Below are 24,767 nucleotides of genomic sequence, written 5' to 3'. Positions count from 1 at the left end.
ATGAAACGCGCGTGCAGTTTCGCGCTCATTCTCTCGTTGGTGAGCGTAGGTGATGCAGTTGCAAGCCCTTGGGTAAAGGCACCCGGCACTGGCTATGCCAAGGTCTCAGGGTCTACGTTTTCAACGAACCAGGTGGTCGACGCGAGCGGCCAGTCCACGCAAACGCCGTGGCAGTACACCAATCACTCGGTGACCACGTATTTTGATGTTGGCGTGGCGCCTCGGGTCGGGCTCAACCTCACGCTGCCCTTCCATATCGCCGACAACTCCTACGAGTCTCTGGTCTACCAGCGCTCTGGCCTTGGAGACCTCGGCCTTGGATTGAGCTTCGCAATCTCAGAGGGACGGTGTCCGCTCACTGCTGCCGTTGGCGGCTCCATACCTCTCTATGATGGCGTGATTCCGTCGGATGCGGAGATCGCTGGCGCGACTGGGGGCTCAAACCCGGCTGAGAGGTACTTGCCAGCCCTCGGTGACGGGTCTTACGAGCTCACACCTGGCTTAGCTATCGGTTGCTCATTCTACCCCGTTCCGGGGTGGGCGACCGCCAAGATCTCCTACCAGGCACGTTCAAACGGCTTTGGGGACGGAATTCGCGGCAGCTTCGGCACGGGAGCATTCGTGATTCCCGAGCGATTCGCCATCATGGTGGGAGTCGACACGGTGCAGCGCTTTGACGCCACGGCTGAACGCCCCACCAAGTCCTACCTCAGCGCTCATGTTGGGGCACTGGTGCGGGTCGGTTGGGGCTTCTCTGTGGAAGGCAATATCAGCCATATCCCCGGTGGTGTATTTGTGGCAAAAGGCACGACCTATGGCTTGGGAATTAGCTACGACGGTCAGCTGTTTCCCGACCCGTACTGACCCCCTTTTCGCCTGAAAAACGTGCTTAGAAAATCCGCCACCTCACTTCTCTTCGCTGCTTCTTTTGCTGCTTGCGACAAGCCAGCGCCAAAGCCAAAAGCAGACGCGGACGCCGCCAAGAAGGCGATCGAGAAATCGACCGAATTCTACGAGTCTCGGCCGTATTTCCAGCAGCCAATCGCGATGCACCAAGAGGTTCCCAAAGGACTTCCAGACATCAGCGCGGCCACCTGTGGGTCTTGCCATACCGAAATCTACGAGGAGTGGAAAATTTCGACCCATGCGAGGGCGTGGATGGACGACGCACAGTTTCAAGAGGAGCTCAAGAAGTCGCGCGGAACCGGACCAGACCAAGACGTGGAATGGATGTGCGTGAATTGCCACACGCCGGTCATGAATCAACTTCCAAAACTCGTCGTAGGTCTCAACGACGGTAAGCTCAACTCCCCACAATACGTGGAGAACCCTCACTACGATGAGAAGCTACAGCTCGAGGCTATCACCTGCGCCACGTGCCACGTTCGCGACGGAAAAATCCTCGGCCCGTGGGGAGACCAAAGCCGAGCACCTCATCCTGTGCAAAAGTCCGAGTCATTACTGACTGAAGAGAATTGTGTGCGTTGCCATCAGGCTGAGGCCGTCTTTCCTGAACTGACGCTCGGCTGCTTCTTTACGACCGGAGCGGAGTGGAAACAAAGCCCCGCCGCCAAGGCTGGCCAAACCTGCCAGAGCTGCCACATGCCGGAAGTCGAGAGGCCAGTCGCGATTCAAGAGGGTCTTCCTGTGCGCAAAACTCGGCGCCACTGGTTCGGCGGAAGCCTGATCCCAAAACACCCAAAATTCGAGGCCGAGATTGCGCCCCTGAGGAAGATTTACGGGAGTGGTGTAGAGTTCGAGCTTCGCCAAACCGAGAGGAAGTGCGAAAAATTTGAACCGTGTGTTTGGGTGGAGCTTGAGATTCTAAACAACAAAGCTGGGCACCATATGCCTACTGGAGACCCTGAGCGCCACCTGGTCGTGCAAATCAACGCCGAAGGTCTAGTGGCGCCTTACGAGCTTCAGATCGGCTCTAAGTTTCAATGGTGGCCCGAAATCAAGAAGCTCTCGGACAATCGCATCCCAGCTGGCAAATCGCAGATTACGACACATGAATTCCCCGCCGGAACCTCTAAGATTGAGGTCAAGGCGGAGAAGTTCAGAATGTATCAAGACGCGTTCGACCACCACCACTTGGAAGGCAGGTACGTTCGTGGTCGGCTCTTCCATGAATCCGTTTGGGAGCTTGGCCCAGAAGGCGCCAAACGCACTCTACTTCGCGACGATACGACGCCGGAAGAACCAGCCAAGAGCGAGGAATAGGAGCCAGGGGTTTTGGGCCTGTGTCGAGGAGCAGAACGCCCCTTCCGCCTGAATCTGCGGAGGCGTAGCTTCTCCCGTTGGATCCTGGCCGTTATTATAAGGTGAATCTGGATCCGTAATGACACCTCCCCCGTTGTTCTCGGGATCTTGGGCTACGCACTCAGGATTAAAGATATCCCTGACCGCAACGCACTCAAGTCCTCCCGATGAACACGTGAGTTCACCACGCATACAATGCTCTGGGGTCTCGAGTTCACATGGGAGACCTTCATCAACCGGCTGGTCATCGACTTGACCGTTACAATCATCGTCTCGGCCATTGCAGGTCTCAACGAGCTTACATGCGGGTCCGCCGTATTGTATGGTCGTATAGTATTGCTTGGCGTCCCAACCTCCTCCGTCAGTAAACTCATCGAGGAGTGAGACTTCCGAGAAGCCCTCCCCTGTCGCGTTGACACAGGTCCAGCCATTAGGCGAACGACCGCAGATATCCGCACGATTGTCGCCGTCGAAGTCCGCGAGGCGAATCGTGTCGTAGTATTTTGGAGAGTTCCAACCGTCTTCATCCGACCATTCTGGCCCATCAAAACGCTGGAATTCCGCGCCGCTCCACGCGTAGCAAATGATTTTTGCGTTAGCGCGAATGCAGAGGTCCTTGGCGCCGTCCGCGTTGATATCTCCGACTCTCAAGGTCGCGTAATTGCTCACGTCGCCCCAGCCAGATTCGTCCGAGAGCGCCGCTACTTCCACAGCTTCTCCGAACGCTGTTCCCTCAGAGAAGTGGCACCGTAAACTGCTGGAACTTCGGGCGCAGATATCAGCCATGCCGTCGCCATTGACGTCCGCGAGGCGGATGGATGTCCAGTACTTCATATGTCCCCAACCGTTGGCATCTGAGAACGCTGGACCGGCAAATTCTTCGCCAAATCCCTCGCCATCGCTCAATGCGCAGGTCATGCCTTCGGGACCTCGGATACAGAGGTCATCCTTTCCGTCACCGTTGATATCTCCGGTACGCAACGTGCCGTAATATTTGGCCATATTGAATCCAGCAGCATTGGACCATTCGGGGCCAGCCAAAGAGCCTGAGAATCCCTCGGTGGTCGAGAGCCAGCAGCGCATGCCGGCTGCTGCACGTGCGCAGATATCCTGGCGCCCATCGCCGTTGATATCGGTGAGGCGAATGGTCGAATAGTGCTCAACCTTGCCCCAGCCGGATTCGTCAGAAAGGGTTGGCCCTTCAACGCGCGACCATTCTTCTTCACCGAAGGACCAGCAGTAGACCATCGCGCCTGCACGAGCGCAGAGGTCGGCCTTTCCGTCACCGTCGATATCTCCCATGCGAACAGTACTGTAATACTTTGCCTGGTCCCAATTGCCCTCGTCACTCAACGTCGCATGCGCTGAAGGTGCTGGCTCAAAGCCCACCTCGTTGGCCAGATGACACCACACACCGCGAGAACCTCGGCCGCAAACGTCCGCTTTTCCATCCCCGTTTACATCCGTTGAGATAGCAGGTGCGTAGGTCTCCGAGCGCTGATTCATCCAGTCGATCTCACAGACTTCCTGATCGTCTACTTCTCCGTTGCAATCATTGTCTTGACCGTCACAGACCTCAGCCGGTACCTGGCCACACTGGCCACACGCGTTCTTGACCCCTTCATCGACCTGACCATCACAATCATTGTCGCGTCCATCGCATACTTCGGCTGATGGAACACACGAACACGCAGTTCCAACGGCTTGCCTGTAGCCATTCTGTTGATTCCAAGCGCCTGGCGAGGAAGTACATGCGCCCCTAAAGACGTCGCGCGTAGAACTGGCCGTCCAACCGAGGTGAAGGTGCGGTCCCGTGGAGCTTCCCGAGCTCGCCGATTGACCGATCTTCTGACCACAAGACAATGACTGTCCGGTGCTCACGACAATGGAGTTCCGTTTCATATGGCAATAGACCGATGTGGTTCCATCCCCGTATCGTACTTTGACGTGATTGCCGCATCGCCCACCGCACGTGTTGCCGTAGGAGCCATAGTCCGCGCATCCATTATATGTGGAAACTACGGTAGAATTGGCGGTTACCAGGACGTCTGTGCCAAGAGGAATCGGAAAGTCAGTTCCCGTATGGCCGTCGTAGCAATGACCACCGCAATTCCAGTCCGTACACCCAGAGCCTCCACGGTTGTCATAGCCGTAGTTGAAGGCCACGTTATTGTTGAACGGGCGGCGCATCTTGACCTGTGCGCTAAGTTCCATTGTCACAAAGAGAGTCAAAAGACATAAAATCCAGCGCATCATTTGCCCTCCTTGATTTCACGAAGTCCGCCATCATGGACCCAAATTCGGCCATCGGTACTTTGCAGCGGAAGGTCTCCACTGAGGTCCGTCCACGTTTTGGTGGGTAGATGAAGTCTCTTGAGTCCCATTTCGGTCTGGGTGATTAGTGCGTCCGACTTCAGGATCGGAGCGTTGACTCCGGATGGAGGTAGATCGACCTCAAACTCGGACTCGACCTGAAATTCATTGCCCAGGTTGCCAAGCACAATCGTTGATTCCGATCTGTAGGACGTGGTGAAGAGTACCCTCTTGCCGTCGTGGTCGATTACCGGAGACCATGCGGGACTCATGTTTCGTGGCGCGTCCCACTGTTGCCCCGATTCAAGATCAAGGGCCACAACCCGAAAGTCGGGCATCGACTCGCCTACGGTGAAGACGACCTTTTGCCCTGCGACGCTGAGCGGACCAAAGACATTTTCCATCACTTTCGTCTGAGACGTTGGGGTCCAACGTATCAGCTCGTGCTGATTGGAAATCGCGATAACGCTGCCGTCACCTAGGAATTTTGCGTCCTCAACCCCGTCGAGGATTGGCGTTCTTTTGCCTTCGGAGACGAGAACCGCATCGAAGATTCTAGCGGGGTCTGCATTCTCTGGGGCATCACGCAGGGTCCCCTCAATGAATGATTGTTGGTGTATGGATTGAACAAACGCCCCATCGGCAATGTTAAAGTCAAACCTGCTTGAGAGCGCCTGAGAGCGCGTCTCAGCCGAATCTTGTGACTGGTTGGCCCCGCCATCGTCGCAACCCCAAAAAACGAGGGGGAGCGCCACCAGGGCCACCTTGATACCAACATTCAAAACCATCGTATCTCCTCTGCCAATTCGCAACGGTAATACCTCCTAGATGTTCAATCTTCGTGCCACCCTGGTACAAGAAAGGGAAAAACCACCTACATGTAGGTGGTATCCTATTTGAAGCCAACGACTTGGCGATTTTTCAAGATATGACGTCTAAGTCAGTGAACGCGAGCCAGTAGCAGAAGATGGTGACGAATTGTGACAAGAAGTCCCAATTCTCCGGTTTAGCGTTCCCCGCCTTGAACCGCCATGGAGGGGCCACCCATCGACATGAGGAGGTCGCGATTGAGGAAGGCCTCGCCGCGGTCGGTGTATGGATGGCAGTGAATCGCAGTATCCATGCGGATAGCGTCACACGGACATGCTTCTACACACAGGCCACACACGATGCAGCGCAGCTCGTCGATCACGAAAATCCGCGGATATTTCTCGATGTTAGGGTCATCGTGCTCAGCAGCTTCGATATGAATGCAGTTGGCTGGGCAAATGGTTGAGCAGCACATACAGGCCACGCAACGCACCTGACCATCATCGCGCAACATCAGGCGGTGAAGACCACGATAGCGCTCAGGATACTCTGTCGCCTCTTCGGGGTAGTTACGCGTAAACGTTGAGCGCTTTTCTTTGTCCGGCTGAATATTTCGGAAGAAATGCTGCATGGTGACTTTGAGGCCACGTGCGATCTCCGGAACATAACTCTTTTCCCAAAGACCCTGCTTATGACGTTCAACCTGCTTAACTTCGACTTTGTTCGCCATGTTCTACCTCAGATAATCGCCATAATAAGCGCAGTAACCACTAGATTAGCAATGCTTAAGGGGAGCAGAATCTTCCAACCGAGCACCATAATCTGGTCGTAACGGAAACGTGGAAGCGTCCAACGCATCATGAATTGAAGCCAGACGAGAATGATAATTTTGGTGCACATCGCGACGATCCGCAGACCGACGACAGCCGGGTACGGAAGCTCAACATGAAGCGCATTTCCAAAGTGGAAGCCGTCCGCGAAAAGGTACGGGACGTGCCAACCACCGAGGAAGAGAATCGCGATCAAGGCTGCGATGAAGACGGTAGCCGCGTACTCACCGAGCTGCATTACCGCGAACTTCATGGACGAGTACTCGGTGATATAACCCGCAACAATCTCAGACTCACCCTCTGGCACGTCGAACGGTGCGCGCTTCGTCTCAGCCATACCGGCGAGGAAGAAGAGGAAGAATGCGAGAGGCTGCACTACGATGCCCCACATAGGGAGCCAATCCCAGAGCAGATAGCCCTGTTGGCGCACCATTTCATTGAGGTCGAGTGTTCCGTAAATCATGATGAGTCCCGCAAGCGAGAGACCCATCGTGACTTCATACGAGACCATCTGAGCAGATGAGCGCAAACCACCCAGGAGTGAGAAGTTGCTGTTGGATGCCCAACCCGCGATCGCCGCCCCGTAAACCGAGATACTCGCGATTGCGAATGCGTAGAGCAGACCCGCATTAAAGTTCATGATCTGAAAATAGTACTTCTCTTCGCCAGTACAGATATCTTGCCAGTTCGTCTTGTCGACCAAGATCTCACCGGTACACCACGTGTCCATGAAGGGAACACCGGCCCATCCGAGGAGTGCCGGCAGGAACACCAAGGCCGGAGCGACAGTGTGCAGCCCTTTATGAGCCCCTTGGGGCACGATGTTCTCCTTGAGGACCATTTTAAGGCCGTCCGCGAGGAAGTGCGGAACCCCAAGGAGCGGGTGATTGATGAACGGCAAGCGCGCTCGGTTAGGTCCGACACGGTTTTGAATAGCAGCGGACTGCTTTCGGTCACCGAGTAGAGTCATGGCACTCGCAAGAGCCATCACAAAACCGAGTACAATGCAGACGATCTTGGCAATCGTAATTAAAATTTCAATCCACATAAATTCACTCAGCAGATGGTTGGACCGGCTCTTCAGCCGGTGCCGGTGCCTCTTCGACTACAAACATTTCTTTCTGGATATCCGAGAGGAAGGTGTATCCGAAGGGCTTCTTGAGTGCCTTAGCAAGGCGCATGAAGATTTGCCATTCAGGAAGTGCGTCTCCGTGCGGAGCGAAGGCCTGATGAATGGCCTGTTCTACACCCTTGACGTTGACGAACGTTCCGTCCTTCTCCGCGTGTGTCGCGGCGGGCAACGCCACGTTGGCTTTCTGTGCAAACTCGCCAGCATGTGACGAGATATAGAGAAAGAGCGAGAGCTTCTCGAGCGCTTGCGCAAAACGAGCTTGTGCTTCTCCCGACGCAGGGATCCAAGGTCCGACCATGATCAGTGAGGTGATTGCACCGCTCTCGATCTTGTCGACAAGCGATTCGAATCGCTCAACCGTAGTGCCTTTGAAGACCTTCTCGAGCCCTGCCCGATTGGGGTTCTTATCGCGATGGATCAAGAAGTCGTCCTGATTTCCGTCAGGCTTTCCGCCGACGAAGAAGGATGCTCCGGCGACCTCGGTACCAAACTTCTTGGCGAGGTGCAGGTCTTCACAGGTCGACTGAGGTGTAATCAACATCCCGACGCCGCCTTCTTCGATCGCCTTTTCAAGCTTCGAGGAGGCAGCTTCCATGCCCGAGTGCCAGTTGACATAGGCTCCGTTGACCGCGAGTTCAACCATACGACCGGTGTGAACTTCCTTGTAGGAAAGTCGCCCTTTGTCGCACATCCAGTAGTCGTTGACCCCTGGGTTGTAGCGTGGACGGTAGCGCTGAATCTCATTTCGGAAATGGTCGAGGTGAATCGAGCACCCGGTCGCACATCCTGTGCAAACGCTATCCGTGGATGTCAAAAGCCATACGCGGCACTTGAATCGGAAATCGCGAGACGTAAGTGCGCCAACGGGACAGAGGTCCACCACACACATCGAGTAATCGTTGTCGAGTTCACGTCCCGGGAAAGCACGAATTTCGGCGCGGTCACCACGCTCGACGATCGTAAGTTCTTCGGTCTGCGTAATCTCTTCGCAGAATCGAATGCAACGGGTGCAAAGAATACAGCGCTCGCCGTCGTAGACGACCTCAGGTCCGATTGGATACGCCTTGACCTTGTTTTGCTTCTCAGTGCGCTGACGAGACTCCTGAGCGTCATAGTCGACGTAGTAGTCTTGCAATTTGCACTCGCCGGCCTGGTCGCAAATCGGGCAGTCGACCGGGTGGTTGAGGAGGATGAACTCGAGAACCGCCTTTCGTGCCTTGACGACGCGGTCGCTCTCGGTCTTGACCACCATCCCGTCGGAGACGGCCGTGTAGCAACCTGGCTGGAGTTTCGGCCAACCTTCTACCTCCACCAGACACATCCGGCAGTTGGCAGGGCGTGAGAGGGATGGATGGTAGCAAAAATGTGGAACATCAAAGCCCGCTTCTGCAGCGGCTCGGAGGATGGTTGTCCCCTGATCGACTTCGATCTCGGTTCCGTTAATATTAACTTTTGGCATGACTATATTCTCCTCGTCGACTCGCGTTAGCGGTCGCACTCCCCACCGATCATGTTGATGGTGTCAAAAGTGGGAATGATATCTGCGAGCAACGAACCTTCGAATAATTTGTGGATTCCACCCATCATGATGAAGCTTGGAGCTCTCACGTGGATTTTCCATGGTTTTCCAGTGCCGTTCGACACGATGTAGTAGCCAAGCTCACCGTTTCCACCTTCGGTATAGGAGTAGACCTCACCCGGTGGGACCTGAATGCCTTCGAAGATGATCTTGAAGTGCTGAATCATGGATTCGATGGTGTTGTAGACCTTTACTTTCTCAGGGAGCACAACGCGCGGGTCGTCCGAGTTTACGGGCCCGGGTTGAATCTGAGCGAGGCACTGGTCGATGATACGAATCGACTGAAGGATCTCGTCCATGCGGCAGAGATAGCGGTCGAAGTTATCTCCGTGGGCACCCACCGGTACGTCGAAGTCAACCTTATCGTAACAAAAGTACGGGTGGTCTTTTCGGACATCGTAGGCCACTCCGGTGGAGCGCAAACACACGCCGGTATAGCCGTACGAGAGCGCGGCCTCGGGCGTAATCACACCGGTTCCTTCCATTCGGTCGAGGAAGATTCGGTTACGCGTAAGCAACTTATGGGTGGTGGCGTGGATCTCGAGGAGTCGCTTTTTGACGACGGCCCAATTCTCGGCGAAATCTGGGGTCAGATCGTCTTTGACACCCCCTACTCTGCCGTAGCTGACGGTCAGACGGGCACCAGTCACCTGCTCGATCAAATCCCACACAAGCTCGCGACCTTCGATGGCGTAAAGGAAGGCGGTCATCGCTCCGAGCTCGAGTCCGCCAGCTCCCACACAGGTGAGGTGGTCTGATAGACGGCTGACCTCTCCCATGATCGTGCGGATATAATCGCAACGTTCAGGGACTTCGATTCCGAGTAGCTTCTCGACAGCGAGCGCGTACCCGAAGTTATTCAGGAGCGGAGAGACGTAGTTCAAGCGGTCCGTATAGGGGAACACCTGAGTCCACGTTGAGTTCTCAGACTCTTTCTCAAACCCGCGATGCAGGTAGCCCACTTCCGTGTCGCATTTGACCACACTCTCGCCGTCAAGCGTCAGAGTGAACCTCACGGTGCCGTGGGTGGCCGGGTGACTCGGTCCCATCTGCAGAATCATGGGTTCGGAATGGATATCCTGATCGATTCCTTGGAAGATATCTTCAGCCATGGTCTATCCTAGTCGGCGCGTGAGCCGGTGTTGATGTCTTCGTCTTTGACGTATTTTCTGAACTCTTCCACGGAGTCACGCTCACGTGAGAGCAGTTCGATTCGTGGCTGTGATGCCTGTGTCGCGTAGTCTTTGCGCAGCGGATGGCCTTCAAACTCTTCGTAAAGAAGAACGCGTCTGAGGTCCGGGTGGCCTACGAACTTGACGCCATACATGTCGAACACCTCTCTCTCGAGCCATGCTGCACAGCCGTAGAGATGAGCGATCGTAGGCAGGGAGACGTCGGATTCTTCCAGCGGAGCACGCACCACCAACATGTGCTTAAGCTCCATGCTGTAGAGGACGTAGACGACGTCGAATCGGGGCCGGCGGTTGAGGTAGTCCACAGCCGTGATATCCCGAAGGAAGTTCATCTTTGAGGCTTCATCATCACGCAGGAACTCGATCACATCGGCGAGCGAGTCCTTGCTGACAACGACGGTATCGTTTCCAAGTCGTGAGTGTGATTGCAAAAGCGCATCACCGAATTTCTTCTTCACGAGATCGATAAGTTTCTTCGCCATTATCTTACCCTTCGGAACAAGGGGTTCTCTTCGGGCTCAGCGCCTTCGCGTTGGGCCTTCTTCTCTTCGTAGGCGTACTTTCTCCAGGGCTCGTGCTCAATCTTCTCTTGAAGCTTGAGCAGACCATCCAGAACCTGTTCTGGTCGTGGAGGACAGCCAGGAATGTAGACGTCCACAGGGATGATTTTGTCGATCCCCTGCACCGTGGCGTAATTATCGTAGAAGCCACCAGTGGAGGCACAAACACCGAACGAAATCACCCATTTGGGCTCAGCGATCTGCTCGTAAATCCGGCGTAAGTAAGGCGCGAGCTTGTGGTTCACGGTTCCGACCACCCAGAGCAAGTCTGCCTGGCGCGGCGAGAAACGAGGGATCTCCGCGCCGAAACGCGCGATATCGTAGCGTGCGGTCGCAGTGGCCATGTACTCCATGCCGCAACACGCGGTTACGAACGGATACTGGAACAACGAGTTTTTTCGCGCCCAGTTCACCACATCTTCAAGTCGCGTGGTCACAACCACGGATTCGGGCAAATTATACTCTAATCCCATTCCAGACCTCCTTGCTTCCACTCATAGACCAGTCCAATCGTCAGCACCGCCACGAAGAGCATCATGACACCGAGCGAGTAGAGGCCAAAACCGAGCATTTGACTTTGCTTCCAGCTGATTGCCCAGGGGACCAAGAAAACGGTCTCTAGGTCAAAAAGGATGAAGCTTATCGCGACCATGTAGAATTTAACGCTAAAACGGTGTTCTTGCGGCGCCACGAGTTGGTCAGAGCCTGACTCGTAGGGCATGACCTTTTGTTTGGTCGGGTTACGCGGGCCAAAAGCGTTCGCTGAGAACGTGATCGCGACGACGACGACGAACGCAACGAGCGTTAGAAGCACAAACCCAAGGTAATCAGCAATTTCCATTCTTCGTCCTGTGAATACCGCAGCTAGGATGCCACTTACGTGCACTTCGGTGCGCGCAGGTGGTAGCACGCTCACCCGCGCACTGTCAAACGCTCATGGAAGGACTTGAACGTCATAGCTCCACGCCCAAGAGGCCTCGTAGCAAGCACTATCGGCGCCTGTCATCATCATCCGATAGCGTCCGGATGGAAATCGTAATGCCGGCCAATCGATGATAACACTGAACTCACCGTTGGGTCCTTTATCCACACATTCTGAGATCCACGTCCCCGAATCCGCCGATCTTCGGTGGACGGCAATCTTAGGTTGGTCTCCAAAAAAGCGCCCCGAAAGGATCGTTCTGCTGCCGGGTTTGAGCACCAATGGCACGCCCCGATCGAGTTCTATGCCCTGATGCAAAAAGGCTCCACGCCCCAATTCGGACCACTGACCAACACTGCATTGGGACCGAAGTTTGTTTTCGGAGACGTATTGAGTCTTGGCGATTGGCACCCCGTTGCCTTTTTGGTGGTACCCCTCCACAAATCGCAAGGGCAGCGTTCGAACCCGGTCGCTGAGCGTAAAATGCAGATGTGGAGCTGTGGCATAACCTGTGGACCCGCACATTCCGATCACTTGGCCGGCACAGACCTCTTCACCCCGTTCGACCATTGCGCCGAGGTAGCGAAGATGGTGATAGCTCGAATAGGTCCCATCTCCGTGATCGATGACCACATAGTTTGAGTCTTTGCCGCACACCGGATCGGGACATCCATGATTCGAATCCTCACGAACATCCCAAACCCTGCCCGATCGGCTGGCCACGATCGGGTCGCCTTCTTCGCACTCGAAGTCTACGGAGAAGGCGTCGTAACCCTTGTGGGTCTGGGCACCGTGGAAGGCTTGGCTCACGAAGGTTTTATAGCCTTCGCGAAAGGGCAGATAATGGACGGCGGCCCGCTGCGCAACACATTGACCACCTTCGTCGAGTGTGGCTCCAGCAAGGCATACAGGCGTGCCCGGCTGAGTCGCGCAGGACGAGAATCCCAGCCACGCGATCACCCCAAGACAAGCCAGAGTCTTACGCACGCAACGCGTTCTCCAGATCTTCCAAGAGATCTTCGATATCCTCGATGCCCACTGAAAGTCTTACGAGCCCGTCGGAGATCCCGAGTTGGGCGCGCACGTCAGCCGGAACGGATGCGTGCGTCATGATCGCGGGATGTTCGATGAGGCTCTCCACGCCGCCAAGGCTCTCGGCGAGCGCGAAGATTCGCACGTTCTCGAGCATGGACTGAGCCTTTGAGAGGCCGTCTTTGAGATAGAAAGTGATCATGCCCCCAGGCCCGTGCATCTGTTCCTGGGCGATCTTGAATTGGGGGTGCGACTCAAGCCCTGGATAGACCACGCGCTCAACGGCATCGTGCGCTTCCAAGTACTTTGCAACGGCCATGGCACCCAATGCATGTTGGCGCATCCGAACATGCAGGGTTTTCACTCCGCGGAGTACCAGCCAGGAATCAAACGGCCCAGGTACCGCGCCGATCGAATTCTGCAAAAATCGCAATTGATTCGCGATCTCGTCGTCTCGGGTCAGAACGATACCGCCCACCACGTCGGAGTGGCCGTTGATGTACTTCGTGGTGGAGTGAACCACCATATCAGCGCCCAGATCGAGAGGTGTCTGGAAATAAGGGCTCATGAACGTGTTGTCCACGACCACTTTGATGCCCTTTGCGTGCGCGATTTCACAGATCTGGCGAATATCGCAAATCTTGAGCAGTGGGTTCGTGGGGGACTCCAACCAAATGAGCTTCGTATTGGGCTTAATCGCGGCTTCGAAAGCCGAAATATCCGTCATGTCGACGAAGGAAAAATCGACACTCTTGCCCTGGAAGACCTTGGTGAAAAGTCGGTACGTGCCGCCGTAGACGTCGTCTCCGGAGACCACGTGTGCGTCGGCATCGAGGGTGTGCAAAATGGTGGTTGTGGCCGCACATCCCGACGCAAACGCGATGCCGTGCTTTGCCTTTTCTAGACTCGCGAGACAATCCTCGAGGGCGTGGCGCGTAGGGTTTTGTGTACGGCTGTACTCAAACCCGGTGTGCACACCCGGCGATGATTGAACATAAGTCGAGGTCTGGAAGATCGGCGTCATGATCGCGCCGGTCGTTGGCTCGGGAGACTGACCGGCGTGAATCGCGCGGGTTCCAAACTTTTGGTTTTCGTAGGTTGATTTCGGGTCGTGCATCTTAAAATCCGTGTCCACAAGGTGTCCCCGACCTTGTACCCAACCCTTTCACACCTTGTCTAGACCCGGCATCAAACCTTTTCGAGCACGCGCACGAGTCGGGCTTTGACGTCGTCGGCAATCGGCGAGATATCGTCGCGGCCAACCACGGAAAACATGGCGATTGGGTCAATGGCTTGAATCCAAGTCTTGCCGTCATCGTCTTCGAAAACTGTGACATTGCAAGGCAGGAGCACACCGATGGGCGCTTCCGCGCTCAACGCTTGATGCGCCAGCGCTGGATTGCAGGCGCCTAGAATCATGTAAGGCGGTCGATCTACGTCTAGCTTCTTCTTCAGTGTAGCCTGAACATCGATCTCCGTGAGCACGCCAAACCCTTCGGTCGCGAGGGCTTCTCGAACCTTGGTGATCGCGTCAGCAACACTTCCATTAAAACTCTTCGTTAGCGCATAGTCTCTTTCTAAACTCATGATTTCCTCCGCATGTGAATCTCGCGATTGATTGGGCGAGAATGAGGGCATGAGTCAGATGAAACTTTCTATGGGTACGTTTCAATTTTGGGAGAGCCGTCTTACTTATTCCTATTTTTTCTGAATGACGTCGGGCACGGTGACGTTGACACACACCCGTGCTTGGGTGGCGCGATTGGACGAGGTCTGCACGAATTGCATTTGGCATTCGAGACCGGTTGGGCACGTCGAGTCGGCACAGCATGGCTCGATGCAGATCCCGAGGTCTTTTTCACAGAACTGGGACTCACACTGGTTGTTCGACGTACAGGCCTGGCCGCCTCGCCGACTTCCCTGCCCCGACACGTCCTTCACACATTGCCCGACGGTCTCAACAATTCGCCATGCGCAACGTCCGTTGTAGCAGGTCCCGCCTTGTCCGGTGCACTGGGAGTCGTTTGTACATGCTGGAGCTCCCTCGACTGGCAAGATGACGTTTGCTTCTTCAGCGGACCCACCGAACGAGCAGGAATAGCCGTTTGCGCAATCATCGTCCGTGCAACAAGCTTCGGTGCAATATCTCTGAGCGTTGTTCGGGTCGGTAGTGCAAAGTGCCCGATTGCATTGCGCATCCGACGTACAAGTTGCTCCCACTGGGCTTGCGCTTGCTGCCGGTGGCAACCAGCAGCGGCCGTCCATATTTCCTGGGGAGTTGACAGTGGCAGCCGTCCTGAACACGCGGCAAACGGCGGAAGAATCGCATCGCTCATCCGAGGTGCAAAGGTCAAAACAGATGCTCGGTGCGTTTCCGATTCCGGCCTTTTCGCAGCTTTGGCTTCGGCATTGAGAATCTTGTGAACATGTCGCACCGCCGCGGCGAGTCCCGATGGTGGTGGTGACTGCGTTACAACCGTGGATGTTTGCGGAGTACCTCAAGTCCAAAATGCAGGTTTGATTCGCCTGACAGCCGTCCCCGATGGTGCCGGTATCACTACTATTGCAGAACGAAGTGCAGCGGTAGTCGCCGGTACACGAGCCATTATTAGCAAGGAGACATGCACAGATTTGCTTGTCACCACAGACATCTGCGTCGTTCTCGTAATTGCCGTCTAAGTCGTGGTTGCAGCGCTGAGAGACATCGCAGTTTGGCGTGGTGTAGATATTACAATCGTTGTCTTTCCCGTCGCAGGTTTCAGTTGCGCCTGGGTAGATGGTTGCGTCGCTATCGTTGCAGTCTCCGTCGCACTCAGTAACTCCGTCACCATCCACGTCGGTCGTAGTACACGGGTTACAACCCTCATCCACATAGCCGTTGCAGTTGTCGTCGATCTGGTTTCCGAGATTGTTGGGCCCACAATCTTCGGCCCTTCCGGGATAGACGTTGGGATTTGAGTCGTCGCAGTCTCGGATCGCCGGATCGGTGCCGCAGGTCGCGTATCCATCACCGTCGAGGTCGAAGTCCTCGTCGATCATGCCGTCACAATCGTTGTCGAGACCATCGCAACGCTCCACCGCGCCCGGCCGAATCGAGGCGTCGCTATCATCGCAGTCTTGGCACGCGTTAGACCCGTCGAGGTCGGCATCTTGATTGACGTCGCAGCACATCGGATCGTTGGCCGTGACGCACATATCCGTGAGTTCCACGCAGCTCGCGATAAGGCAGACATCACCATTGGTCGCCGACGAGCAATCTCGAGCCCCACCACCGACACAAGATCCGTTGGAGCAGGAGTCGTTAACGGTGCAGAAGAGCCCGTCGTTACAGGTGGTTCCATTACCTACGGGAACACCGACACAGCTTTGGCCGGCTTCGTTGCAAGTTCCCGTGTTGCACTGGTTTGAGGCTACTGAGCAATCGCGCGGCTGCGAGTTACATTGCCCCGAAACACAGACATCGTTGACGGTGCAGAAGAGTCCGTCGTTGCACGTCGTGCCATCGGATCTGGGGACTGGAACGCAGGAGTCTTGCGATTCGGAACACGCCCCATTGTTGCAGGCATCAGCGACGGACTGGCAGTTTCGCAGGTTACCCACACAAGCCCCCGTCTGACAGGTGTCCTGTACCGTGCAGTATAGTCCGTCATCGCACGTTGTTCCGTTGGGTCTCGGGGTGGTCGAGCAAACGCGATTGGTTTCGTTACAGATGCCCTGATTGCAGGCGTTGTCTTGCGCGGCACATGACCTCGCGCCTCCGCCCTGACACGTGCCGGCCTGGCAGGAGTCCTGAACGGTGCAGAAGAGTCCATCGTCACACGATGTGCCGTCGGGAACCGGATCGCCCGAACACGAGCGGGTAGCCTCGTCGCATACTCCGGTTCTACAAGAACCGCCCTGCGCGGAACACTCGCGGGTTCCTCCGGCCACACATGCGCCGGCGGCACAGACATCGTTAACCGTGCAGTAGAGCCCGTCTTCACATGTGGTTCCGTCGACTCTCGGTTGGGGTACGCAGGCATCAGCGTTCTCGTCACAGACGCCGGTATTGCATTGATCTGACGCCGCATCACAATTGGTCGGTGCGCCTCCACAAACTCCGGCTGAGCAGACATCGCCCGAAGTACAAAAGAGGCCATCATCGCAGGTGGTCCCATCCGCGATTGGCTGGGCTACGCATCCTTGGCCTGACTCATCACAAACGCCCACGGTACAAGGTCCGTCCAAATGCGAGCAGTCCCTCGGAGCAGTTACGCATTCGCCTTCAGAGCATGCCCCGCTGACGGTACAATAAAGGCCGTCATCACAGGCCTCGCCATCAGGTTTGTGCAAGGTTTCGCAGCTTCCGTCCTTATCCAGGCAGATACCAGTCTGACAGGCTCCGTTGGCTTGAGAACAATCGACAGGTTCGCCGGGCACGCACTGGCCGTTTTGACACGATTCCGTGCCATTGCAGAGTAGTCCGTCGTCGCATAGCTGAGCGTCCTCATCAATTTGGCCGTCACAATCGTCATCGACGCCGTTACAGATTTCGATGCGTGGATTGATAGCTCCTACACATTCGCCCCAGACACCGCCCGAACACGTTGAAACACCCTGAGCGCAAGCGCCCTCATCTGAATCACCACATTCCTGCGTTGCTCCATCTTCGCAGTCTGGGCAAAACTCATCGACCGCGCCGTCACAATTATTGTCCTTCTGGTCGTGGCAAAGCTCGGTGGCCCTTGGATGAATCGATGCGTCGCCATCGTCGCAATCCCATTCGAGGTCGCAAAGAATACCCACGTAAAAACCGTCACCGTCCTGATCCACGCAGGTCTGCGTCGATTGGTTGTTCGGACCCGTGTTAGTCTGGGTAGTATCGTCGCTACAGGAGAATACGAGGCCAATGGCCAGAAAAAATAGGAGTCGTTTCACTTCAAACCACGTGTGTAATTCAGAATTCTGCTATTTTGGCAGAACAACTCAGTATTTTCTCGACTCTTCTCGTTGAGACTCCAATTTCTGTATTCAACTTGAACACAGTCTACTACACGTGATGCGAAGCCTTTTTTGAGCTATCCTAGACGAGTTAAGGATTGAAAAACGGACCTCTGATGTTTGCGAAAAGACTATTGAATTTGCTCTTTACCTTTGGCGTGATGAGCGTGTGTGCCTGCGGCCAGGATGACGGACCAGCGTTGGTCGGCGGTCCGGACCCAATCACTCCAAACGTTGATATGCCGAACGATACACAAGGCCCCGTGGTCTCCGATGGCGGGCCACTGGCTCCGGATGCCGCGGACCTTGAGCCAGGAACAGATATGGCGGCGCCTCCTTCAGACCAGGGCAACCAGCCTCCGGATTGTTCGCGACACTACGCGCGTCGCCCGCTTGACGCCGCTCAGAGCGCGAGTTGGAGATATGGGGGCGGCGCGGGCTATCCGGACGCCTTTGAGCGCGATCCCGCGTGCATGACCATCGTAGATACCAAGGCGGCCCTCGAAGCTGCTCTGGAAGCGGCTCAATCAGGTGATATTGTCTACGTGGAAGACGATGCGGAAATCGATATCACCGGCCCCTCGATCTGCATACCGGGCGGGGTTTGGCTCGTCAGCGGGCGCGGGCGCGGCAGCTCGGCAGGCGCGCTCCTCTACGGAACAGAAATCGTCAATCGAACCCTCTTAGACGCATGTGGAGCTGATGTCCGACTCTCTGGAATTCGACTCCACGGCCCCGACCCAAGTCAATGTCCCCCACAATACCCCGATAACTGCACCGGCGAGGACCGAACAAACGGACAAAACTGCCGTGATTGTATGCCTCGAACCTCTGGTATCCGTTCTCGTCATGACGGTCTCGAGGTCGACAACTCCGAAATCGCCGGATTCGGGCTTGCCGCGGTGAATCTATCGGATTCAGTCGGCCATTGGATTCATCATTCTCATATCCATCACAATCAGCGCCAGGGCCTCGGCTACGGCGTACTATTGGGACGAGGGTCGACGGGCGTCGTGAAGGTTTTGGTGGAGCATAACCGTATGGACTACATGCGCCACGCCATAGCCGGCAGCGGAGAGCCCGGCCAAGATTACGAGGCGCGCTACAATCTGGTCTTGGAAAACGCCAATGGCCACGTCTTCGATATGCACGGCGAGAACGAAAATACCGACAACGGTAGCGAACTCGCCGGCGGACGCATGCTCATTCATAACAATACGGTTTTGCCTCCGGACCACTACGCTTTGGTGGTTCGAGGACGCCCACAAACGGGTTCGTGGCTCTACGATAATTGCCTGGCACGGAGCGGGCCTTCGAGCGCTGCGCTCCAGAGATTCTTCACAGGGAACTTCCATGTTGACCGCTCTCCAAGCGGCTCAGCACCCAATCAGTACAATCAGACAGGAGCCGATTGCGAGCCGGTTCGATGGTGCTACTCAGCGGGCGGAAGCGGACCGTGGCGCTACTTGACGGCATCGAGCTTCGGCATGGACCGCCTGGCCCTTGGTGATTTTGACGGGGACGGCAAGACCGACGTCTTTTCGACGAGTTCTGGCAAATGGAGATGGGTGACATCAGGGCTCGGGTCTTGGAAGGACCTCAACACCTCCAATGTCACCATCGAGAATCTGGGTTTCGGAGACTTTGATGGTGACGGAAAAACCGACGTGTTCAATGCGAATGGCTCGGCTTGGCGCTATTCGTCCGGCGGCTCATCCCCTTGGACAACCCTTCGAAACGCAACAGAAACACTCTCTAGCCTGGTCCTGGCGGACTTTGATGGCGATGGAAAAACCGACGTGTTCACCACCACCGGGACCCATTGGCGATGGTCTCGAAGCGGGACCCAAGCCTGGGCCAATCTGAACACATCGAGCGCGGCGCTAAGTTCCTTGCGGTTTGGGGACTTTGATGGCGACGGAAAAACCGACGCGTTCAGCACGGGTTCGGGCCAATGGCGCTGGTCGCCAGGGGCATCGGAGCCTTGGAGACCACTGAATTCTTCCGGAGTTGGGCTGGCCTCGCTTCATTTCGCCGACGTAACGGGCGATGGAAAGACTGACGTTTTGAGGGCCAACGGCGACCGTTGGTGGGTCTCGGATGGCGGCAACTCAGGATGGCGCATGCTTCGAATCGACTCGAAATCTCCCGGCAACGCGTTGTTCGGAGACTTTGACGGGGACGGAACGGCCGACGTTTTCAACACCGGTTGTTTCTAGTCTCGTCTTTGAATTTTCCAGCCTCGATGCCGTCCCAAAGGCATAGACCCACTGGAGAATTTCAAATGAAACGCCTTCTGACCCTTCCGCTTCTTTTCCTTCTTTCTGGCTGCCAAGAACTCGCTGAATTCAACGATTTTGTGGATTCGATCGAGTCTGGAGAATTTACGGCTCAATCTCTTCTGAGTGCCAATCCGAGCAGTGATTTCCGCAATTCTGGGCAGGTGGTTTTGAGCGTCGGAGAGCGAATTGGGCCGGATGCTAAAGTCCAAACTCGCGACTCGTTTGGCCAATGGTCGGAGTGTCGGCGCCGCGGCCACACGCCTCGTGGTGGGGCACCCGTCAACGCTTTCACAGTGCTCGTGGATGGGTCTGGCAGCATGGAACTCGAGTATTTTAACGGTGAGTGTGACACGTGTCCTCACGACCCGGGCCGTGAGCGGGTTGGCGCGGCGAGGCGATTCGTTTGGAAAGTCCAAGACGTTGCCCCGAGAAGCGATCTCTTCTTGGGAGAATTCGGCCCCACGCCACATCCTGAAATGCTAGCGACCAGAATCTTGTCGGACTTTACGGACTCTTCCGAGCACGCCGAGGCTTCTGTTGACCAACTCATGGGGTACGAGCCCGTTGGTACACCGCTCTGGGACTCGCTCGGAGAGATGATCGAAGAGACCGCGATCGCGAGGCAAAACCTGAACCGCGAGACCGGTGAAGACGTAGGAAGTGCAATCGTGATCCTGAGCGATGGCCAGGATAACCAATCGACGTACTTCGATCTGGACTCGGTCAGCCGTGAGGCAATTGCTGCAGGCGTGCCGATCTTCGCCATCGGACTTGGGCCAGCTTCGGCATCGGCCTGGGACCCGGAAGCTTATGGTGATCAACAGACAAACACCGTTTTGGATTTGCAGCGCGTGGCACAACGAACCGGCGGCTTCTATTCTTCGGTAGACGAGCCAGGACGGCTCTACGACCTCTTCGACGCGGTAGCTGACGGCCTGGCCGAAGGCTACACCGAAGAAACCTACGAATGCTGGGAAGGCGGTTCAGCTCCCGCGAGTGGTTCTCTCGTTGAAGGCCGCATTCTCTCCGGCAATTCCGAGCTCCCCTGGTTCTTCCTCGCCCCTTGAGAGGTGGTGAGTTGCTTTTCGCGCCGCCCGTCTGAGGAGGAGAGAGCCCTCCTCTACTTTTTGAATTTCCCAGAAAGCAGAGCGTCTGAGTTGATGTGAACGAACTTACCCGAGGAAAGATTATGACTCCGAAACTTCTACTACTTGCAGCCCTCAGCATGTTCGCATCAGCGTGTGTCACTGGCGGGCATTCTCGCACGGTTTATACAGAGACCACTCACGACCCTTATTACGAAGATACGTACTACGAGGACGTGTATTACGAGCCCGGGTACGACGGCTACGCCGATACCTACTACGAAGAAACTTACGTATACCCGGCACCCACCGAGTACGAGCGCGAGTTTATCTACGTGTACTACGGCGATACTTACGTCTATCAAAACACCACGTACATTTGGATTGAGCACGAGCGCCGATACGTGAGTGAGCGTCATATTCGCCCTCGCGACCGCGACCGTTATTACTCAGGCAAACGGCCTCAGCGTACGCATGCCGACACAAGCAACCATCCGCGAGTGCGTGACACAACGTCTCGTCCGACCACCAAGACGCACAACGATCGTACTCGTCGGCCTGTCGACCGCCCAGTACGCACCAAGACCGGTGGCAAGGTAGCGGATGCTCGCCCAGAGCGCGGTGTGACGCCTAAGGCGACTCCAAAGAAGCGGGTGCCAAAGACGATTACGATTCCTCAAAACACAGCCGACCGAGGGCGTGGCTTGGACCAAAGTCCTTCTGATACTCGAACCACAGGAAAGCCCGTAAATACTGGGCGACCCGCACATGCAGGCAAGCCAGTCAATACGGGCCGGCCGGTAAACACTGGCAAGCCCGTAGACACTGGAGGGCCCGTGAATGCTGGACGGCCCATCAACACAACTCGTCCAAGTAAAACGACTCGCCCTGTAAACACGAACTCAGACCGCGGCTTGCCCTCGAGCAACATCCCGAACAGAAATGTCCCAGTCAGAAATGTGCCTCGGCAAAACAACAATCGCCCTGAGCAGACCCGTGACCGGTTCCAAAACACTCCGACCACACGCGGCAAGACTGTGAGCACTCCTAGCCGCCGCAACGCCGAGACGACCACCCGCGGAAATAGCGTAGGATACGATCGCCCGACTCGAACCTTCGACAACCAGCCTCGAAAGTCGAACACCATCGAACGCGAAAGGTATCAGCCACGAACTCGCGATTCGGCCATCCCACAAGGAAGGCGAAATCCGAACAACGCTGGAAATGTCAAAGGAAAGCCAGCACCGCAGAACACGACTTCGAAGTACCGAGTGGATCCGAATCACGCAGCTGACCCTGCATACGGCCCAGGCAAGTCGAAATCCTCTTCGAAGAAGGAGAGCGGCAAGTCCGACACTACTCGCGGGCTCCCAAGCTCCAAATCAGACCGACGAGGCGCACCAATTCGCCGCTGATGAACGCTCGGAAAGGCTCTCCCTGATTGCGCCAATCCCCCGCGAGTGATAGCTCTTCGGGGGACTTTGATTTTTCTTGGAGATTAAGGGATGGCCGAACATTCATGGCGTTTTTTCGTGGCAGGTGGGGTGGACCAAGTTCAACTTCAAACCGGCAAAGATCTCATCAACCTGCGCGCACTCGACCAAAAGCTTTGGGTTGCCCTCGCGTGCCCAACTACGGGCGTAGAATTCGACGAACGAACCCTCGAACTTTTGGATACGGACAAGGATAAGCGCGTCCGAGCCAGCGAGATGATCGAAGCAGCCGAGTGGTGTGGACGCATGCTGAGCGACGTGGAAGTCTTGGCCAACAGAAAGGCATCCCTGGTCCTCTCTGCAATTTCTGAAGGCACGGACGACTCCAAACTTCTAAAGAAGACGGCCGAAAGAATTCTGGAGACGGTCGACAAGGCCGGAGCAAAGGAGATCTCGGTCGAAGATACTGAAGCCGCAACCGCGAGTTTCGACAAGCAGAAATGGAACGGTGACGGCGTAATCCCGGCGAGTTCCGTGGAAGACGAAACGCTTGCGGCCGTTTTCGCAGATGCGCTCAAAGCAACCGCTGAGCCGAGTACAGATCGCAACAGCGACCCGGGCCTAAACGCCGCACAGATCGACACCTTTTTCGACAACATTGCTGCCCATGCGACATGGCTCGAGGACGGGGTTGCTGAAGATGTAAAGCCCCTCGGCGACGATACGCAAGCAGCCTGGGAGGCCATCAAGGCCGTTCGAGCCAAAGTTGACGACTATTTCGCCCGCGTCAATGTGGCTGCCTACGACTCACGTGCCCTCACGGCGCTGAATCGCGAAGAGACAGAATACCTGGCCATCGCGGCAAAAGACCTGCACATCAGCAGCGAAGAAGTCGCTCATTTCCCGCTCGCCCGCGTCTCAGACAACCAGACCCTACCACTTCACGAAGGGCTCAATCCCGCATGGATGAAAGCAATTCACGCATTCCGAGACAAGGCGATTGTTCCGATTTTGGGCGAAAAAGTGGGTCTTTTGGAGTCGGAGTGGTTGGAGATTTGCGCGAAGTTTTCGGCGTATGAAAAGTGGGTTTCCGCAAAGCCGGAAGCATCGGTAGGTGACCTGAGTGCTGAACGCATCAAGGAGCTAAATGCAGGTACCGGACGCGACGACTTGAAGGCGTTGATCGACAAGGATCTCGAAGTCGAACCCATGGCGAAGGCTTTGGAAAACGTAGAGAAGCTCGTTCGCTTCAATCGAGATCTCATGGCTATCGCCAATAACTTTGTGGCGTTCCGCGATTTCTACTCGGCGACCAGCCCAGGGATTTTCCAGCTCGGCACCCTCTATATTGACCGTCGCGCCTGTAATTTGTGCGTCCATGTTACCGATGCTGGGCGACACGCCTCCATGGCGAGCCACTCCAATGCCTACCTCCTCTACTGTGATTTGAAGAATGCGAAGGGCGAAAAGATGGCCATTGCCGCGGCAGTCACAGATGGCGACATCGACAACCTCATGGTGGGCCGAAACGGCGTCTTCTACGACCGAGACGGAAACGATTGGGACGCGACGGTCACTAAGATCGTAGAAAACCCCATCAGTATTCGACAGGCGTTCTGGAGTCCGTACAAGAAGTTCTTGCGCATGATCGAAGATCAAATCTCAAAGCGCGCGCAAGACGCAGAAGCGAAGTCGCAAGCCAAGGTTGATGGCGCCGCCAAAGCAACAGATGCGGCGGCTACTGGTGGAAAGGCCGTGGAAACAAAGCCCGCCGAATCAAAGAAGCTGGACGTTGGCGTAGTGGCTGCTCTCGGCGTTGCCGTCGGTGGTCTCACCGCAGCGCTCGGCATGATTCTAGAGGCGTTCTTTGGACTAGGAATCTGGATGCCTGTGGGCTTCCTAGCGCTACTTTTAGTCATCAGCGGACCGTCCATGGCAATTGCGTGGATGAAGCTCCGAAAACGCAATCTAGGCCCGCTTCTGGACGCGAACGGATGGGCTGTGAACTCGCTTGCGAAAATCAACGTACCGTTTGGACGCTCGCTGACAAGCCTTGCGGTATTGCCAGAAGGCGCGGCGCGCGACCACGTCGATCCTTTTGCCGAGAAGAAGCGCCATTGGGGTGTTTGGGTCTTTCTCTTCGTACTCATTGGAGCCGCCATCGCCTGGTATCTAGGTAAACTTGATACCTACCTCCCGCCTCAGGCATCTAGTGTAGAAGTTCTGGGCGAGTATGCGCCGCGGAACACTGCAGACAAGATCAAGGCTGAGGCCGAAGCTGAGGCAGCCAAAGCTGCAGAGCCAGCCGCTGATGCCGCGCCGGCAGGAGAGGCTCCAGCCGCAGCACCATAAGG

General features: G+C 55.9%; 18 protein-coding genes and 1 pseudogene. 6 read left to right on the top strand and 13 right to left on the bottom strand.

Annotated features, from left to right (window positions below):
• A complete protein-coding gene (locus tag FRD01_RS21740) occupies window positions 1-864 on the top strand; it encodes a hypothetical protein (RefSeq protein ID WP_146963039.1) in 864 nt (287 codons plus the stop codon).
• A gap of 21 nt (window positions 865-885) precedes the next feature.
• Window positions 886-2,223 (top strand): multiheme c-type cytochrome, encoded by a 1,338-nt coding sequence (locus FRD01_RS21735; protein ID WP_146963038.1) that lies wholly within the window; start codon window positions 886-888, stop codon window positions 2,221-2,223.
• Here FRD01_RS21735 and FRD01_RS21730 read toward each other — a convergent pair.
• From FRD01_RS21730 to FRD01_RS21670, 13 genes and pseudogenes are all read right to left on the bottom strand, one after another.
• A complete protein-coding gene (locus FRD01_RS21730; RefSeq protein ID WP_146963037.1) occupies window positions 2,173-4,518 on the bottom strand; it encodes an FG-GAP-like repeat-containing protein in 2,346 nt (781 codons plus the stop codon). The genes FRD01_RS21735 and FRD01_RS21730 overlap by 51 nt on opposite strands.
• Window positions 4,515-5,363, bottom strand: a complete 849-nt coding sequence (locus tag FRD01_RS21725; protein ID WP_146963036.1) for a hypothetical protein — start codon at window positions 5,361-5,363, stop codon at window positions 4,515-4,517. The genes FRD01_RS21730 and FRD01_RS21725 overlap by 4 nt, the downstream gene beginning before the upstream one ends.
• 308 nt (window positions 5,364-5,671) lie before the next feature.
• Window positions 5,672-6,115, bottom strand: a pseudogene (locus tag FRD01_RS21720) (NuoI/complex I 23 kDa subunit family protein); the annotation flags it as partial.
• 8 nt (window positions 6,116-6,123) lie between these two features.
• Complete coding sequence (locus tag FRD01_RS21715; protein WP_146963034.1) at window positions 6,124-7,263, bottom strand: complex I subunit 1/NuoH family protein; 1,140 nt, start codon at window positions 7,261-7,263, stop codon at window positions 6,124-6,126.
• Between the two features lie 4 nt (window positions 7,264-7,267).
• Window positions 7,268-8,806 carry an NADH-quinone oxidoreductase subunit G gene (locus FRD01_RS21710; RefSeq protein WP_146963033.1) on the bottom strand — a complete coding sequence of 513 codons (1,539 nt, stop codon included), beginning with the start codon at window positions 8,804-8,806 and terminating at the stop codon, window positions 7,268-7,270.
• A gap of 26 nt (window positions 8,807-8,832) precedes the next feature.
• The gene (gene nuoD, locus FRD01_RS21705; protein WP_146963032.1) at window positions 8,833-10,038 is read right to left on the bottom strand and encodes an NADH dehydrogenase (quinone) subunit D; all 1,206 of its coding nucleotides are present in this window, start codon (window positions 10,036-10,038) and stop codon (window positions 8,833-8,835) included.
• Window positions 10,039-10,046: 8 nt separating this feature from the next.
• Window positions 10,047-10,601 (bottom strand): NADH-quinone oxidoreductase subunit C, encoded by a 555-nt coding sequence (locus tag FRD01_RS21700; protein WP_146963031.1) that lies wholly within the window; start codon window positions 10,599-10,601, stop codon window positions 10,047-10,049.
• Entirely contained in the window at window positions 10,601-11,152 is a 552-nt protein-coding gene (locus FRD01_RS21695; RefSeq protein WP_146963030.1) for an NADH-quinone oxidoreductase subunit B, read from the bottom strand. Before FRD01_RS21695 ends, FRD01_RS21700 begins: the two co-directional genes overlap by 1 nt.
• Window positions 11,143-11,520: an NADH-quinone oxidoreductase subunit A gene (locus FRD01_RS21690; protein WP_146963029.1), complete on the bottom strand. Its 378-nt coding sequence runs from the start codon at window positions 11,518-11,520 to the stop codon at window positions 11,143-11,145. Before FRD01_RS21690 ends, FRD01_RS21695 begins: the two co-directional genes overlap by 10 nt.
• 93 nt (window positions 11,521-11,613) lie before the next feature.
• Window positions 11,614-12,588, bottom strand: a complete 975-nt coding sequence (locus FRD01_RS21685; RefSeq protein ID WP_249755823.1) for a M23 family metallopeptidase — start codon at window positions 12,586-12,588, stop codon at window positions 11,614-11,616.
• Entirely contained in the window at window positions 12,581-13,750 is a 1,170-nt protein-coding gene (locus FRD01_RS21680; RefSeq protein ID WP_146963027.1) for a cystathionine gamma-synthase, read from the bottom strand. The genes FRD01_RS21685 and FRD01_RS21680 overlap by 8 nt, the downstream gene beginning before the upstream one ends.
• A gap of 71 nt (window positions 13,751-13,821) precedes the next feature.
• The gene (locus FRD01_RS21675; protein ID WP_146963026.1) at window positions 13,822-14,220 is read right to left on the bottom strand and encodes a DUF302 domain-containing protein; all 399 of its coding nucleotides are present in this window, start codon (window positions 14,218-14,220) and stop codon (window positions 13,822-13,824) included.
• A 111-nt stretch (window positions 14,221-14,331) separates the two neighbouring features.
• Window positions 14,332-17,550 carry a putative metal-binding motif-containing protein gene (locus tag FRD01_RS21670; RefSeq protein ID WP_146963025.1) on the bottom strand — a complete coding sequence of 1,073 codons (3,219 nt, stop codon included), beginning with the start codon at window positions 17,548-17,550 and terminating at the stop codon, window positions 14,332-14,334.
• Between the two features lie 179 nt (window positions 17,551-17,729).
• Here FRD01_RS21670 and FRD01_RS21665 point away from each other — a divergent pair, with 179 nt between their 5' ends.
• From FRD01_RS21665 to FRD01_RS21650, 4 genes are all read left to right on the top strand, one after another.
• On the top strand, window positions 17,730-19,832 hold the full coding sequence (locus FRD01_RS21665) for an FG-GAP repeat domain-containing protein (RefSeq protein ID WP_146963024.1): 2,103 nt from the start codon (window positions 17,730-17,732) through the stop codon (window positions 19,830-19,832).
• A gap of 65 nt (window positions 19,833-19,897) precedes the next feature.
• On the top strand, window positions 19,898-20,962 hold the full coding sequence (locus tag FRD01_RS21660) for a vWA domain-containing protein (protein WP_249755822.1): 1,065 nt from the start codon (window positions 19,898-19,900) through the stop codon (window positions 20,960-20,962).
• Window positions 20,963-21,084: 122 nt separating this feature from the next.
• On the top strand, window positions 21,085-22,395 hold the full coding sequence (locus tag FRD01_RS21655) for a hypothetical protein (RefSeq protein WP_146963022.1): 1,311 nt from the start codon (window positions 21,085-21,087) through the stop codon (window positions 22,393-22,395).
• 90 nt (window positions 22,396-22,485) lie between these two features.
• Complete coding sequence (locus FRD01_RS21650) at window positions 22,486-24,765, top strand: hypothetical protein (protein WP_146963021.1); 2,280 nt, start codon at window positions 22,486-22,488, stop codon at window positions 24,763-24,765.
• Window positions 24,766-24,767: the final 2 nt, after the last annotated feature.

This window comes from Microvenator marinus, from assembly GCF_007993755.1.
GTDB classification, from domain to species: Bacteria; Myxococcota_A; Bradymonadia; order Bradymonadales; family Bradymonadaceae; genus Allomicrovenator; species Allomicrovenator marinus.
Note: the sequence above shows the minus strand (reverse complement) of the source record. Positions and strands in the feature narration are given on the sequence as shown.

Coding starts and splice junctions, on each gene's coding strand:
- FRD01_RS21740 (WP_146963039.1), top strand. CDS start 1: ATGAAACGCGCGTGCAGTTTCGCGCTCATTCTCTCGTTGGTGAGCGTA.
- FRD01_RS21730 (WP_146963037.1), bottom strand. CDS start 4,518: ATGATGCGCTGGATTTTATGTCTTTTGACTCTCTTTGTGACAATGGAA.
- FRD01_RS21725 (WP_146963036.1), bottom strand. CDS start 5,363: ATGGTTTTGAATGTTGGTATCAAGGTGGCCCTGGTGGCGCTCCCCCTC.
- FRD01_RS21715 (WP_146963034.1), bottom strand. CDS start 7,263: ATGTGGATTGAAATTTTAATTACGATTGCCAAGATCGTCTGCATTGTA.
- FRD01_RS21710 (WP_146963033.1), bottom strand. CDS start 8,806: ATGCCAAAAGTTAATATTAACGGAACCGAGATCGAAGTCGATCAGGGG.
- nuoD (WP_146963032.1), bottom strand. CDS start 10,038: ATGGCTGAAGATATCTTCCAAGGAATCGATCAGGATATCCATTCCGAA.
- FRD01_RS21700 (WP_146963031.1), bottom strand. CDS start 10,601: ATGGCGAAGAAACTTATCGATCTCGTGAAGAAGAAATTCGGTGATGCG.
- FRD01_RS21695 (WP_146963030.1), bottom strand. CDS start 11,152: ATGGGATTAGAGTATAATTTGCCCGAATCCGTGGTTGTGACCACGCGA.
- FRD01_RS21690 (WP_146963029.1), bottom strand. CDS start 11,520: ATGGAAATTGCTGATTACCTTGGGTTTGTGCTTCTAACGCTCGTTGCG.
- FRD01_RS21680 (WP_146963027.1), bottom strand. CDS start 13,750: ATGCACGACCCGAAATCAACCTACGAAAACCAAAAGTTTGGAACCCGC.
- FRD01_RS21675 (WP_146963026.1), bottom strand. CDS start 14,220: ATGAGTTTAGAAAGAGACTATGCGCTAACGAAGAGTTTTAATGGAAGT.
- FRD01_RS21665 (WP_146963024.1), top strand. CDS start 17,730: ATGTTTGCGAAAAGACTATTGAATTTGCTCTTTACCTTTGGCGTGATG.
- FRD01_RS21660 (WP_249755822.1), top strand. CDS start 19,898: ATGAAACGCCTTCTGACCCTTCCGCTTCTTTTCCTTCTTTCTGGCTGC.
- FRD01_RS21655 (WP_146963022.1), top strand. CDS start 21,085: ATGACTCCGAAACTTCTACTACTTGCAGCCCTCAGCATGTTCGCATCA.
- FRD01_RS21650 (WP_146963021.1), top strand. CDS start 22,486: ATGGCCGAACATTCATGGCGTTTTTTCGTGGCAGGTGGGGTGGACCAA.